Here is a 15,297-nt window from a genome sequence, read left to right as displayed (position 1 = left end):
ATTCCTCACGACAAAATGTATTACGGCAAGAAGGGAAAGCTTGAGTAAGTATTTAGATTTATAAAAGCGATCATAAAAGTGCTTTAAGCTTTTATTCAGGCCTATGAATAACCCATGTATGTTCATCTCCGGGATTTTGTATTTTTTTGGTTGTTAAATAACCATCCTTGGCAAACACCAGATACTGATTATAAGACTTATTCTTAATATAAACTTTCTCACCATAGGCAATTTCCGTTTCTTGGGCTGTACCAGCAGCCTTTTCAATAATCCAATTAGTCTTGTCACCAGAATCACTCCAGTAGTACAATTCATAACTATTAGCAAAAGCACCAAGAAGCTTGCGTTGGTTCCATATACCCTTGAATTGCTCTGTTGTTTTTATACGAACTAGGTCCCCATGGTGCAGGTTATCACTATACATATTATCAAACTTATGTATTTTAGCGTAACTTTTTAATCGGTTTAATGTAGCCAAATAATATCTAAAACCAGAATCTGAGGAAGATAGATAACTACCATCACTATTCCATTGAAGCACAATATTGTCGTTCTTCTTAACAATCTCAGGGATCGGATGCGGATCTGTTGGGATGTTTATCTTTAGTGCCAATGCCTCCTTAAGATGGGACAATGCTTGGTTTTTTGCACAAGCCTCGTTTCTAATCGTTTCAAATAAATATTCATAGGTTTCTAGTATATCTCTGTGCGTTGGCATAGGAAAAGATTCAGGTTGTGTCACCTCAAAAATATAAATGGTACCCATTACCCCAGCAGAGATTCCATAGGTTTTGTTTTCTACTGTAGTAACAGGTATCTTACGAGCCTGCAACGAGATTTTTTCATCCTTGCTTTTCCAATTCCACATTGATATGGCTGTATTATTTTCCAACGGTTCAGTCTCAAAAACATGGGGCGAGGGAATTTCCATACAAAGATCGCTAAAAGGACTGTTCCATATAGAACCTTCCTCAGGTTGAATTTTTTCTCCTTTTTTCACTCTCTCAGCTCTGTGAGCTTCGGAAAGTCCATCATGCCCAAATAGTGTAGCAATACCTACATTCATTTCATAACCATGGTATTTGACACCTTCGTCGGAACCATTCACAAATAGAACCAGATGAAAGCCATCTTTTAAATCACCATTTTCTTTCATATGACGTAGTTGGAAGACAACTGAAGTGTTATCAAGATATCCCCCATCTGCTACCCTGGCCATTTTTTGATTCGCAAATTCATCGTAACTAGCACGCTCAAGAGTTTTTAATATTTCGATGCGATCATTTCCAAACCTTATTGGGGGAGCAAAATCTGCTTCCTGATAACTTATCCATTCAAAAGTCAGACCTTCGTTAAGACTTGGTATCATTTCTCCTATGCTACTTTCACTCGCTAAAAAAGCAATAGCAGAAGAAGATGCAATAGTTGCATCCAACAAGTTTAAGTTTTGGGGATGGTTTGCAGTCAATGGGATTCTCCATTTCGACTCTTCACTATATATAACCTCTTGTGGACCACTCACAAATACAGGTGCTGCTTTTCGACCGTTTGCTACACCGGATAAACACATGGGGACAAAATTTCTCAATTTTGAGCCATCAGCCGAATTGACCGAGTAGACTTGATTTGTACTACCCAACCCCCCAGTTGCATGAAGAACCACCTTGGAATTCAAAAGACCTGCAGCAATGACAAAGTCTTTTTCTCTGAACCATGGAAGGCGATCATTCGTCTCGCTTAGCTTTTTGCCTTTCATAGTTTCAAAACCATTTTCTGCATTTCCCAGTTTTTCGAGAGGCTCATAGACCTTGGTGGTGACAAACTGATGCCATCTTCTATTTCCATTGGGGAAAATTTCTGCATAAACGTTGAACAAGTCAATGTATTTGGCAAGAAATGTCTCAATTTTCACCGGCGAGAAGATTGACATGTCAGAAGCTTTTTCGTCATCTTTGGAGAAAAAACTTTCTCCCATTTTTCCCAAATAACCTGAAGATGACCAGGTACTTTTCTCTGATTGACTGTCTTCAAGCAGAGATTTCACAAAAGCATTAGAATAACCCAAATGGGACATGAACCAGCTACCACCGGAATTAGCACTAATTCCACGTACATTCTCAAAGATTTGTTCTAAACTTTCCAGTTCTGAATGGTGCAAAATTCCACTAATCCAAGCAGACATAGCTGTATGGGAATGAAACCCACCCCCAGAAATAGCTATATAGATTGGTGTATTCTTATCCATAATAATATTTGTTTCTCCTTATCTTATAAACAGGACTTACGCAAAGACACTATATATACACCCATAAAGATTTATCTATTTAGCGATTTAGCGATTTAGCTTCTTATAGGCTATGCTTCATACATTAGTTGGCGTTCTACCGTAAACACAACCAAAGTTTACCAATTTAAGAAAAAAGTTAAGAACTTAGTACTATCAATTCCCCAGAGTATCTCCCAGTATAAATTTCAGACTATCGAAAACTTAATAATATCACCAATGGGAGAGGAAATTGCTTAACTTGATAATTTTCCCAAGTTAAAAAGTTAAGCACTTTACTTCCCGCTTCATATAGCAACGTGCGCTGGTATATTTACATGTTACAAAGTGCTACTAGTGTAATATGTATAATAGTAATAGCTTACCTGCGTAAGTCCTGATGTAAATATGTGAGCGCTCATGGCTATAATTAGAAGTCAGAAAAAAATTAATTAATTTATTCCGGAAGTTGACAATCATTTTCTGAAATAGTTACCTGAAAATTTTTTCGACTATTACTTTGTATACCTCTGCTACACTATCCATTGTTTGACTTATTCTTGATAAGGATAATAAATTTATTGACATATAGTAGTATTATGTAAGTATAAATCAAGCATGAATACTAGGGTGTATTTTACTTTTACTAAAATTATAACTATATTACATCCTGAATATAACAACAATGACAAAATCTATACGTCGAAGAGGTGTCATCCTTAGTTCTCAAGGTTGTAGAAAACTTATTAAGACTAAATCAGACTTAGAAGTTCAGCAAAATCAGCGATATACTCTTGAATCTCTTAGTGAAAAAATCGGCTTAACCCCCAATACCATCAGCAAAGTCTTTACCTGCTCATCAGGAGTTGATAAACGTACCTTGAAGTGCTGCTTCCAGGCTTTTAATCTAACCTTAACAAGAGAAGACTATGTTTACCTACAGTCCAATCAAGAGAATTTAGAGGAGATTAACCCCATACCACTAGCCAAAACCTGCTTCTTCCCAAAACTAACCTACAGCTCTTCTTTGCATCTGCTGCCCTATCAGAACAATAGCCCCCAAGGCAAAAACATGGTTAAACCACAACAAAAGCTACAATCTCATCTGCCAAAAACACCGGGAGGACAGATGCCTATTGATTCTGTCTTTTACATTGACCGTCCTATAATCCAATCCCTTTGTAACAAAAGCATCCAGCAACCAGGTACACTTTTGAACATCTGCGCCCCCAAGCAAATGGGTAAAACCTCCCTAATGAGCCGCATCATTGCTTTCGCTAAATCCCTGGGGTATCAAACCTTTTATCTGAATTTGCAACTCGTTGACCTCAAAATTTTACAGAACCTAGAAAGCTTCCTGCAATGGTTCTGTGCTAGAGTTACTCAGGAGTTAAAATTGTCTCAAGCCCACTCAAATCAAGCAATTTACCATGAGCAGATAACCGCTTTTTGGCAGAATTCTTTGGGTAACAAATCAATCGCTACTGACTATTTAAATGATATCATCTTAACCCAAAGCGATCGCCCTCTAGTAATAGCTATTGATGAACTCAATCAGCTTTTTACTTACCCCGATATTGCTTGTGAATTTCTCCAACTTCTGCGAGCTTGGTCTGGGAGAACTCAAGCAGGGGAAACAGAAAGTCATCCTTGGCAAAAACTACGACTGCTGACAATTTATTCTACAGAAATTATGATGCCTTCCTCAATTAATCCCTCCCTATTGAATACTGGAACACTCATCAATTTACCTGAATTTACCCCAGCTCAAGTGCAGGAGCTAGCACAGCGCTACCAACAAGAAATAACCGAATCACAAATCCAGCAATTAATTACTATTCTTGGCGGACATCCCTATCGTTTGCAGTTAGCATTTTATTCTCTATACCAACAGACTATAACCCTAGAAGCAATTTTAGAAAATTCTGATAGTCTAACTGTTCTTTATGCAGAACATTTACAACAACAATGGTGGAACCTGCAACACTACCACGAATTATTGCCGATTTTTACTAAAATTGTCAACAACCCCAAACCGATAAAAATCCAACTATCTCTTGGTTATCAGTTGCAAAAGATGGGATTAGTTCGCCTCAAAGGTAATCTTGCAAGTCTCTCTTGTGAGTTATTTCGTCCGTTTTTTATGGGAGCTTTGAATTGATTGTTATTGGGATGGCGGTGGGTGATATTCTCTTGACAAACGCTACTGATACTGCGGTGTATTACATTTCATTAATGTACCCGACTGAAATGGGCTGAGGTGCTGTTACATTGTTATTATTTTAGTTGTGGAACGCGGCACTGGGAGTATTTTGAGACCTTTCAACAGAATCAGGGAAAAAACTATTTGATTATTGTTCTGGTTTAGTAAGTATTAGGGATAAACTAGAAACTGAATTAGTCCGAAAAATTGTCTTTGCTTTATGAGCGATCGCTTTTTTCGGTAATTCCAGAAATACCAAAAAGAAGTTGGGATCAATAAAATTTAGTCTACTACCTCCTCTGACTAAAATAATCAATTTATTCACTACAGTTTGAAGATTCTACTTTCACATTTGTAAAGGCATTTTTAATTCACTTATCGGACTTAATTTTGAGCTAAAATACACTCTTATTCCATGTATCTCTACTGCACACGCCATATACAGAAAAGTATGCCAACGTGACACTCCTAGAGCTAAAGCCCTACTACAAACCATATACTTTTTGATAACTCATTATCCGGACATGATCTTACTCTTGATCAAAGAATAGAACCAGAAAAAAAATTATTATTCAGCATCATCTTGTAACTTTGAATCAATTCCATGCTCCGAGCCATTAGCATTAGTATTAATATTGGCTTCAACTTCATGATTATAAAAGCGATAAAAAAGAGGCTCATCCTTAAAATTATGTTCATCCAAAACGTGGTGAATTATCCCCTGTTGCAACATTAACTCCCCCATCAGAATAGCTTCTTCCCTAGTAGCTCGTTCATTAATCATTAACCACTCTACTGCCTCCGAACCTAAAAAGACATTTTTGAAGATCTTAAAGTGAAACCGTCTATCTTTGATAGAAACTCCATTCTCTCCACCCATGGCAGTAGATATCGCCTCCCAGTCGTACTCTTCTTTAATAGATGGTGGTTCAATAGATAGCATCTCTTGAGAAAGAAGTCGATCTTCTGCAGAAGTTTGCGATCGCTCTCCACCATAGATTTCAGGATCGAGGTCTTTGAGATGTATATCTTGTCGGCGGCGAGCAACTTCAACTCCATACTTTCGTAAATATTTTTCTATTTGTTTGTACAGGTGGGTTCTCACCTCTAGTTGCTTAAGAGGATCGCGGATAAAAGCCACCATCCGAAACTGCAACCCATTCTCTACATATTCCCGAAATTTTACTTTGGGTGGAGGATGGCGGAGAATATCTGGATGTTCCACTTGTGCCGCAGCAAGTAGAACTTTGTAGACAAAATCAATATCTGTTCCATAAGGAATTTTCACATAAGCTTTTACTCTAGTTATACCACTGCGGTTCCAGTTGAGAACTTCCCCTTCAATAAAGCGAGAATTAGGAATAGTAATAATATAGCGTTCGACATTAGAAATATCAGTAGTTCTAGCACCGATGCGTTGAACTAAACCTTGAAAATTTCCTACCTGAACCAACTCTCCAACTTTTATCGGACGGGCAACAATTAAAATTAACCCACAAATGAAGTCTTTAACAATATTTTGTAATCCAAAACCAATACCAACTCCAAGGGCTCCCAGTAAGAGAGCTAGAGATTGAAAATCTACCCCTCCAGCATTGAGAATTAGGAGTGCTCCTACGGATAGCAGTCCGTATTGAAGAAAAAAAGCAATTGTATCTTGGTGACTGGTTTCTGCTCCTGTGAGGGGAAGCAAGCGAGATTTGAGGATACTAACAAGCCAACCTACTCCGATCCAAAGTGCAGCGATAGTGAGGGCGATAGTTAATATTCGGTTGAGAGAAATGGTTTCTTCTCCCAACTGAAACATTCTGGCATTAAATGTATTGTCTAAAAGTTGAAAAATCTCGTAAAACCAGCCTCTAGTGATGGGAAATAATTGAACTCCATAATTGATAAATATCGCCCATATTGCTATTTGCAATAATACCAAACCTAATAGTCGTAAAGAACCCCCGCGTCTGTGAGGATTTTTTATCTTCTGGCGTAGAACATAACGAAACAGCAATACGAGTCCCCCCTGAAGCAACAGAGTAATTAAAAACGCAATAGTCAGCATTTTGACTGCCCAACGGGTATAAGCTGGTGTGCGTTCCCGCCAACTTTTTTCCAAACCCTGCTGCAGTTGTTTCTGCCACATTTGCACCTGCATTTCGGAGTACATGGAGTTGAAGGTATCTTCTGCTATCTCCACTAAGGGGCGACTATCGACTTTCAATAGCACATTTTGATTAGAGCGAACCACTTTCACATCTGGAGGTGTTCCTCGTTCAATACTATCTGCTAAGGCTGACTTGAGAATTGATGTCGTAAATTTAGCTCTCTCCTGAGCTGTCAGTTTTCCTAAAGCACCAACTTCTAACAATTCTCGACCATCTAATACTACTGGAACTTTGACACTGGTTGTATCTTTAGCTTGGACAGGAAAGAGTAGAAATACTAATAGTAAACTGATGCTAACTACAAGGGCAAATCTCAACTTATATTTCTGAAGTCTTGCCATATAGGTACCTGTACAGAATTAATTTTATATTTGGGGCATATTGTATTAAAAACTGTATAATATTATCATATATTTTGACATACTCCTAACTTTGTCTTTAGGCAACAATATGGGCCATAACCGCAGTTTTGACAGAGGTGATGTCCTCCCCCTGTTATGAAGAAATTACCACTATATGTCACTATCTCAATTATCTTTGGGTGTAGTAACTTTTCTACTACAGAAAATCAGTTATATTTACCTATTACATCTCCCACTCCGACCTTTATTGAATGCCCAAAAAAACCAGTAATTCGTCTGGATAAAACAGAAACTAAGTCTTTATCTTTAACTGAAAGTCTGATTAAGATATCTGATAGTGTTAACTCTGAAAAACACATTGGATATAAATTTTATGCTAGAACAGGCAAAGATTTTCACTATAGAATTACAAGCAATGTTTGTATTTGGATATTTGCCCCAGATACCAAATTATTACAACGGCGGGAATTAATCATAGCTGCACAGAAAGATTCTCCCCTAATTGGAGAACAAATGTTGATTGATTTACCTTTAACTGGAGAATATATAGTGCAAGTGTCTAGTCCTAATGAACCGGCAGAATTTAACTTGGAAATGAGTTTAGGGTATCTGGAAAAATCAGAATCTTCTATGGTTAGTTCAAAAAACACAACATTAACTTCTCAGTCAATATCAAAGCTAGAAAATACTCAAACCAAAAATTCTGCTGAAGAAGCAATAAAAAATTATTATTCAAATCTGAATGAAGGTAAATATCAGCAAGCTTGGAATCAACTATCAGCAAGTTTTCAGAATAATCAAAGATTACATCCAGAGGGTTATAATTCCTATTATAAATGGTGGTCAGGAATCAGTAATGTTCTGACTCAAGATATTCAAAAAATTAATATAAGTACAGGTACAGCTACAGTAAATGTACAGGTAAAATATACAAAAAAATCAGGAGAAAATATTACTCAGTCTCTGAAGTTATTTTTAGTATGGGATTCTGCAAATAAAAATTGGTCAATAGATGTTGTTACACTTAATTAGTTATAATTAAGTTATAATTTGTAACTATTTAATATCTGAATGCTTACTATAATTATTATGGTATAGTCCTCTATTACTATTAACAACAAAAATACTAATCATAAATATAGACAAGTAGTTATACAAAATTAATTCCACATATTTTATCAGTAAAATTAGAGGGTAAAATTTAATTCCTGGAATTTATATTTCAAGAGTATGAAACTGGAAATATTGAAAATACTATGAAACTGGTTCAATGAATTTATTAAATATTTACAACAACAAATACCAGGAAAAAGATTGGCAATATTTGGGGATGGAAGACATTATTATAATTTGATAGAATTGGGATAATATTTGATGAGAATTAATCAAGATTTATCATAAGAGGAATGGTTGATTAATTGTACAAAACTTGCTCCGAATGCCCCCGAAAAAAACCATATGAAGATATTTGGCTGGCAGGCAAATATTTCATAAGACAATTTTATAACTTGTGCAGTTATTTTCAAATAGTTAAGTGGCTATTTAAGTTTTTTCCTGAGGATAAAATATTCGATTTTGCTAAACTTTTTTGCCAAACTTTTTCAGTATATAGTTTTGCCACAACCAATTGGCAAATTGCTATATTTATGAAATTCTAAGATTTGTTAGAAACTTGACTTGAGAAAGTAGGAAGCTTTTAGAAAGAATGAGTCGCCATAGTGAGTTTCCTCAAAAAATAGGACCGAGCTAAATACATAATATTGAGAACTCAAGAATTCCCTAAAAAATATATTTTAAACTCAACTGAGAACAATTATCAACTTTAAATTATCCCCGACTGTTAGCTACAGAGGAAGGAGTTCTTGAGAGCCAAAACTCTGATGCGGGTTGACGTTTCTGACCCTGCTACAATTTCTTCGGAGCGAGGGCGAAACTTGACCCTAGTCTTACCCTTGCTTTATACGTCCAAGTCTAGTCTCAGAATACCCGATCAGAACTAACTAATTTACCAACTATGATAACAGATGTATTCAAAAAAAACAAATAAAAAGTCGCCCAATGGGCGGGCGACGCTCTAGCCCCAAATTTTTGGTAAAATAGTAGACTGTTCATTTTTGAACTTTTACTGATTAGCTTTAGCGTCTTGAATTGCTAAATAAAAAAGTAAAGCTGCTAGAGGTATGCTTAAACTCAGAACTATCCCCGTTACTGCAGTACCTAGCTCTGGAGAACCAGAGGATAACTCAAAAATGGAGCCAACTGCTGCGATCGCTGCTACACAAGACCCACCCAAAAACAAGGTTGACTTAGGAGTTCCTACCATATTTTTTGTCCAAACTTATTGATTTTTTTTGTTTTTTGTGATAATGAATAAATTAGGCGGTTTGCTTTACCAAGAAATAAGGTCTCAAACAATGCCATTCAAGGTTGGGGAAAAAATATTCGCCTTATGTATTTCTATCATTTAGATTAACCCGGAGGTATTAATAATTAATAACTGATAACTATTTGCCTAGGCGTATGGGAAAAGCTCATTTTCTCCGGTATAGGCTAGCTGATCACTAAAATGACTTCCCCTAATGTGGAAAGATTTAAGCAATAGATCTAACATCTTTGGCAGAAAACTTATACTTGGCCAACTCTTCATTCAGTGCCAATTTATTTTCTACTCGGTCTACAAAAAGGATACCTTGAAGATGATCCATTTCATGTTGAATTGCCCTAGATAATAATTCTTGAGCCTGAAGAGTTTGAGGACGGCCATTTTCGTCTTTATAGGCAACTTCAATCTCTGAGGGACGTTGAACATCCAAATAAACCCCAGGAATACTCAGACATCCTTCTTGGAAAAGACAAATATCATTGCTGTACTTTTTAATTGTAGGATTAATTAAAACTAGAGGAGGAGTAGCAGAATTAGTAGGCTCACAGTCTATAACAATAACTTGCTTTTGGACATTAACCTGGGGTGCAGCGAGACCAATACCATCAGCAGTATACATAGTTTGGAGCATTTCTCGCACTAGTTTCCTCATATCACTATCTACTTTAGCGACTCGCTTGGCTGACTGGCGTAAAGAGCGATCGCCTAAATAATATATTTCTAAAGGCGAGTTTTCTAATTTTTCTTTGTTAACTATAATTTCAGAATCCATACAATTTTAAGAATACCAAAGTGTTTACCAATAATTAGGCTCTAAAGCCCTGTCCTTCTATTATATATATTTTCAAAAAGTAAAAATCATCAAAATTAATGAATAATTATTCTAACTTCTCTCCAAGTAATAATCCTAATTCCCACTCTACATTAGAAAGTCCAAATGGTACCCCCGAAGCAATTACTTCTGTAAAAAAGTTAAACTTCATAGATAATGAAATAGAACAAATGCTTCCCACCCCTGCGACACCCAATACTTTAGTGGAGCATCAAAAATCTGAAGGGCCAAAAAATCCTGTAGCATCTATTGTTACTCTAGTAGCGATCGCATTGATGATTCTGGGTTTAGCCATAGATAATGTGCTGCTTGGTTATACCAGTGCTATTATAGTAATACTATCTTCAGTCAAAATGATTTGGCCTAGTTGGGGTAAAGTCTGGAAAACTTTGATTCCTTCAGTTTGGCGTAATCTAATCATTGCCTGCTTTGGTCTCCTGGCAGCTATTGTTGGTTTGCTGATGTTAAGTGGGGCAAACCAACAACCTGGTAGTAGAAATATCCACATTAACTGGGATGCTATTGGAGCGGTGGGTGAACTTATTGGAGCTTTGGGTCAAATTTTAATTGCAATAATTGCTGTATATGTAGCTTGGCGACAATACGTTATTTCTAAAGATTTGACAATTCAACAAAACCGCATTACTCAACAACAAACTATTGATGCTTACTTTCAAGGGGTTTCTGATTTGGCAATGGATGAAAAAGGTTTCTTGGAAGATTGGCCACAGGAACGAGCGATCGCTGAAGGTCGTACAGCGGCTATTATTAAAAGTGTAGATGAAGAAGGGAAAGCTAAAATTCTCAGATTTTTATCTCAGTCTAGACTGGTAACACCAATTAAACGTGATAGACTGCTAGGCCGTCCCATATTTGATGGTCAAGGTGGTTATGCTGAAGATAGGGAACATGGTACTCGTGTTATTGATTTAGGAGTAATGTTAGCAGGTGCTGACCTGAAAAACACAGATTTGCGGTGGACAGAGTTAAGTGATGCTAATTTAGTGAGAGCTAATCTTAGTGGCTGTGATTTAGTCAAGGCTAATTTCTCTCGTACTATTCTATATGAAGCAAGTTTGGTAGGTGCTGATTTGAGGGGAGTCAGATTTTTCTATGGTACTGCTGAATATGCTACTCCCCGCAGTCGTACTCATATACCTAACTATCAAACTGGTGCTTATACTGGTGCTGTGGTAGAAAATGTTGACTTTACGGAAGTGAAGCGGTTGTCTGATGAACAACATTATTATTGTTGTGCTTGGAGTGGAGAAAGAAGTAGAAAAACTATACCAAATGGTTGTGGAGGTATTCCAAATAAGTTAGGGCGTTAAATTGTTTTTAAATCTTTTTGGAAAAAAGCTCGACTTAACGTAGATCAAGTAGACAACAAAATAGCTGACATGAGAAAAAACACATTAGATTTGTCTGTTTATAACTTAAAAAATAACCAAAAACCAAGTTCAGTAAAGATTATAGCTATTGCCGACTAAAAAAACTTAAAATTATTGCTCTGTCTAGTTTGGAGCGATTTTATCTCTCTCTTGAGCGGTAACTCTATTACATAAATTAACTACTTATTTGGCTCTTAACTATAGCTAGATAGCAATAGAAAACTGTTCTGTTCAGGTAGAATAGCTAACCATAACCTACCCCCATCTCCTCGCTGGTAGGGGAGCAATAGAGGTGAGTATTTATATGGGCTCTATGAGTTTCGTAGCCAGGCACAAGTATAAGTGCAAACTATATGGCTCGCAACTAATAGTTGTTGATAAAATATCTCCAAAAAAGGTTTTCAATACTTTAACCCACCGTTACCAAATTGGTATTTTTGGAGAAGTCTATAGAAGAAATTCTTGTTCTCAAACTTGCTCAAACTGTGAATTTGTTTTGCAGTCTCTGTTGTCATCAGAACGGGTTTTTAATTTTGAAAACTCCATTCAAGTTTTGGTGAGGGCTAATTTTTTTGATAGATAAGAAAGGTTAATGAATACGGTATGCTCCTTTTCCCATTTCCCAAGCTGCTTGAAAGAAATCTCGTTCGCAGACCATGGCATAACAATAAATTGATTCTGTTTCTTGAATATTCTCTGCGTAGCGGTCTGTAACTTTCTCTAGGTTTTGCACTAACTGTAAAAATTCCTGAGTGCTGTAAGTACGGATCCATTGAGAATATTGGTGTTCTGGAATTTTTGGTGTGGCTAACTGTTGCCCCAAAAAAGCATAGAGCCGCATACAAGGAGTCATGGCTGTAGCGATCGCCCCAATATTATTACCCCAAGCCGTTGCTAATAAAAAATCTGTGTAACGCCGTGTGGCAAACCCTGGGGTAATATTTTCTAAATTTACTCCCCATTTAGCAGCATAGGTTTGATGCAATTCTAATTCTTCTTTCACCCCACCAGCAAGGGTATGAAATAGTTCAAATGTTTTCCATTCGTCAGACTTAGCAGCAGCAATGCTGTAAGCACGGGCAAATGCTTTCAGGAAAAAGGCATCTTGTCCTACATAATAGGCAAAACTTTTCTGCGGTAGTGTACCATTAGCAATTCCTTGTACAAAAGGATGACACAAACAAGCTGTTGCTAAGTCCTGATTACTTTTCCAAAGATTTTTTGAGATCATAGTTTTTTTTAATGGAGTATATGAGAGGATGAGTATATCTTTGATGAAAATTAATTAATAGTCTGAGCATCTCACTTACAAACCAAAGTAGTTTATTTAATTAAGTACTTTTTCGGTTACGTCACTACTTATGAAAAGCGGTATCTGTATCAGAATGAAGATACTTACGGACTAAGGTATAATATTTATAATAGCATTAATAATGGCGCTGATAATAAGATTAAATTTTAATATAATAATTTACCTATTTTTTTATATTATCATAATTTTTTGAAAAAAAATGGTGGCTCTTTGATAATGATTTAGAGTAGAGGTTTAGTGGTATGATATTTGGTTAATATTTTGAGGAATCTCTTAAAAAGAATATAGAGATTTTCTAAGAAATGTCTCTATAGGTATGGGTCAAAAAGACTTAATTTTTAGAGATTTAGATAATAGTAGAAGATAATTTATTATATCCTAGATAACTAAAGCCCTATTCCTGATTTTATGAAATATTCTTTAGTAATTCCTATTTATAATGAAGAAAAAAATTTGCCTGAGTTATATCGGCGGCTCAGTGCAGTTATGGAGAGAATAGATGGAGATGTAGAATTAATTTTGATTAATGATGGGAGTCGCGATCGCTCTCTCGAAATTATCCGAGAATTCCATCGAAAAGATCCTCGAATTTGTTATTTAAGTTTTGCTCGTAACTTCGGACATCAAATTGCTGTTACTGCTGGTTTAAATTTTGCTAGGGGGGAAGTTATTGTAGTTTTAGATGGAGATTTGCAAGACCCACCGGAATTAATTCCTGACTTAATTGAAAAGTGGCGACAGGGTTATCAAGTTGTCTATGCTCAACGGACAAAAAGACATCAAGAAAGTTGGTTTAAAAGACTTCCTGCTTTTATTTATTATCGAGTTTTAAAACGTTTGGCAGATGTGGAAATTCCTATTGATACGGGTGATTTTTGTTTGATGGATAGATGTGTAGTAGATCTGTTAAATAAAATGCCAGAAACTAATCGTTATATTCGGGGTTTAAGGGCATGGGTTGGTTTTCGACAAACAGCAATTAAGTTTGAGAGGGAACCTCGTTTTGCTGGAAATATTCAATATACTTTTGCGAAATCTTTAACTTTAGCAATTAATGGTTTGGTGTCTTTTTCTAAGGTACCTTTACGACTGTCTACTTATGTAGGATTATTTGCTGCTTGTGTGGCTTTATTGATGGCTTGTTTGGTTTTATATTGGCGGATTTTTTATCCAAATTCTCCGTTAACGGGTTTGGCAATTATTATGATGGCAATCTTCTTTTTAGGAGCAGTACAATTAGTAAGTATTGGAATTTTAGGAGAATACATCGGAAGAATTTATGAAGAAGTAAAAGGTAGACCTCTTTATACTTTATCTGAAGTGGTGGGTTTTGAGGATAGAAATTAACTTTTTTACCCTGATATCTTAGTTGGGAAAACTATAATTAACTCTCAATTAAATCTGCTGTATAGTAATTGTTTAAATAAAATGAAAATGTAATTTGGTTTTGCTGAAAAAGTTTTTTTAAGAACTAGGGGACCTACCCCTAACCCAGATGATTAGATAAACTTAGCAATTTATTACTTTGATGCATTTTTTTGCGCAGCATGACCTAAATAGTTTTTTTTAGTATAAATATATAAATCATACATATATTCTTAAATATGAACAGAGAATGTTTCAGTTTTTGTGGGGTCAATAGTAATAAATTAGTGAAACTTTGAGGCGATCGCTTTTCAATTTCAAGGATAAAAGGAGAAAAACTGAGATGAGTTTGGACTATGAATTGGTTCTAATGGTTTGATGGTAATAAATATCTAGAAATTATGATTCTGTTTGATCGGAATGAAACTAATTAGCAGGAGCAAGGTATAGAGGTTTAGACAGCAAATATTTTACTTTCCTTTGTCAAGAAACTTGAAAAAAAATATGGATTTTATCAGGCATGGAGAGAACTACTGAAGTTAACTAAAAGGTTGACTTCAATTCTCTATTTCTGGTAGCAATGACTCGAGCAGGTGTGGCTGAGGTTTGTCTTTAGTACGGTTGGTTGTAGTTGTTAAATTATAGTGCTTTTCATTATTTAACAATACAAAGATTTGAACTCAAAGACAGAAGACACAAAGACAGAAAGCACTAAGCCAAAGTCAAAAAGCTAGAGTCAAAAGCTAGAAGTTTTATATAATAGAGTTGTTTGGTTTGGGAAAATATAAAATAATTAAAGGCTTACCATATCAGCTGTTCAGTATTTTAGAGCAAAAACACTATAAACCTCAACTGATAAGGGTGCTGGTTATTTTTTTTTCTTAATTCCTAACAACTCTAATAAAAGTAAAAACGGTGATAATTTTTTTTTCCAGTTTTTATGAATGCACGCCCAAGCCAAGCACAACTCTAGGTGCTGAGTACCAAGCTATAATTTTCTTACTGGCTTTTTGTTTTGGTCTCTATT

Annotated in this window: 10 protein-coding genes and 1 pseudogene; 5 read left to right on the top strand and 6 right to left on the bottom strand. The window is 35.9% G+C overall.

Going from position 1 to position 15,297, the window contains the following annotated elements; all coding sequences use genetic code 11:
- Positions 1 to 91 precede the first annotated feature (91 nt).
- Positions 92 to 2,245 (bottom strand): hypothetical protein, encoded by a 2,154-nt coding sequence (locus TERY_RS03850; protein ID WP_011610622.1) that lies wholly within the window; start codon positions 2,243 to 2,245, stop codon positions 92 to 94.
- Positions 2,246 to 2,948: 703 nt separating this feature from the next.
- Between TERY_RS03850 and TERY_RS03845 the strand changes: the two genes are divergently transcribed.
- On the top strand, positions 2,949 to 4,424 hold the full coding sequence (locus TERY_RS03845; RefSeq protein ID WP_011610621.1) for an AAA-like domain-containing protein: 1,476 nt from the start codon (positions 2,949 to 2,951) through the stop codon (positions 4,422 to 4,424).
- A 190-nt stretch (positions 4,425 to 4,614) separates the two neighbouring features.
- Here the strand turns inward: TERY_RS03845 and TERY_RS32250 are convergent, their stop codons facing one another.
- Both TERY_RS32250 and TERY_RS03840 read right to left on the bottom strand, forming a co-directional pair.
- On the bottom strand, positions 4,615 to 4,791 hold the full coding sequence (locus TERY_RS32250) for a hypothetical protein (RefSeq protein WP_155994288.1): 177 nt from the start codon (positions 4,789 to 4,791) through the stop codon (positions 4,615 to 4,617).
- Between the two features lie 243 nt (positions 4,792 to 5,034).
- Positions 5,035 to 6,966 (bottom strand): mechanosensitive ion channel domain-containing protein, encoded by a 1,932-nt coding sequence (locus TERY_RS03840; protein ID WP_011610620.1) that lies wholly within the window; start codon positions 6,964 to 6,966, stop codon positions 5,035 to 5,037.
- A gap of 156 nt (positions 6,967 to 7,122) precedes the next feature.
- Here TERY_RS03840 and TERY_RS03835 point away from each other — a divergent pair, with 156 nt between their 5' ends.
- Positions 7,123 to 8,019 carry a hypothetical protein gene (locus tag TERY_RS03835; RefSeq protein WP_011610619.1) on the top strand — a complete coding sequence of 299 codons (897 nt, stop codon included), beginning with the start codon at positions 7,123 to 7,125 and terminating at the stop codon, positions 8,017 to 8,019.
- Between the two features lie 179 nt (positions 8,020 to 8,198).
- Positions 8,199 to 8,637, top strand: a pseudogene (locus TERY_RS36135) (hypothetical protein); the annotation flags it as partial.
- 472 nt (positions 8,638 to 9,109) lie between these two features.
- On the opposite strand, the gene TERY_RS03830 reads toward TERY_RS36135, so the two are convergent.
- On the bottom strand, positions 9,110 to 9,310 hold the full coding sequence (locus tag TERY_RS03830) for a hypothetical protein (RefSeq protein WP_011610618.1): 201 nt from the start codon (positions 9,308 to 9,310) through the stop codon (positions 9,110 to 9,112).
- Between the two features lie 268 nt (positions 9,311 to 9,578).
- Complete coding sequence (gene def, locus TERY_RS03825; RefSeq protein ID WP_011610617.1) at positions 9,579 to 10,142, bottom strand: peptide deformylase; 564 nt, start codon at positions 10,140 to 10,142, stop codon at positions 9,579 to 9,581.
- 98 nt (positions 10,143 to 10,240) lie between these two features.
- On the opposite strand from def, the gene TERY_RS03820 reads away from it, so the two are divergent.
- Positions 10,241 to 11,533, top strand: a complete 1,293-nt coding sequence (locus TERY_RS03820; protein ID WP_011610616.1) for a pentapeptide repeat-containing protein — start codon at positions 10,241 to 10,243, stop codon at positions 11,531 to 11,533.
- Positions 11,534 to 12,182: 649 nt separating this feature from the next.
- Here TERY_RS03820 and TERY_RS03810 read toward each other — a convergent pair.
- Positions 12,183 to 12,824: a TenA family protein gene (locus tag TERY_RS03810; protein ID WP_011610614.1), complete on the bottom strand. Its 642-nt coding sequence runs from the start codon at positions 12,822 to 12,824 to the stop codon at positions 12,183 to 12,185.
- Positions 12,825 to 13,313: 489 nt separating this feature from the next.
- On the opposite strand from TERY_RS03810, the gene TERY_RS03805 reads away from it, so the two are divergent.
- The gene (locus TERY_RS03805; RefSeq protein WP_011610613.1) at positions 13,314 to 14,252 is read left to right on the top strand and encodes a glycosyltransferase; all 939 of its coding nucleotides are present in this window, start codon (positions 13,314 to 13,316) and stop codon (positions 14,250 to 14,252) included.
- Positions 14,253 to 15,297: the final 1,045 nt, after the last annotated feature.

The sequence above is a fragment of the Trichodesmium erythraeum IMS101 genome, from assembly GCF_000014265.1.
Taxonomy (GTDB): domain Bacteria; phylum Cyanobacteriota; class Cyanobacteriia; order Cyanobacteriales; family Microcoleaceae; genus Trichodesmium; species Trichodesmium erythraeum.
The sequence above is the reverse complement of the archived record's forward strand: the minus strand, read 5'-3'. Positions and strand labels throughout refer to the sequence as shown.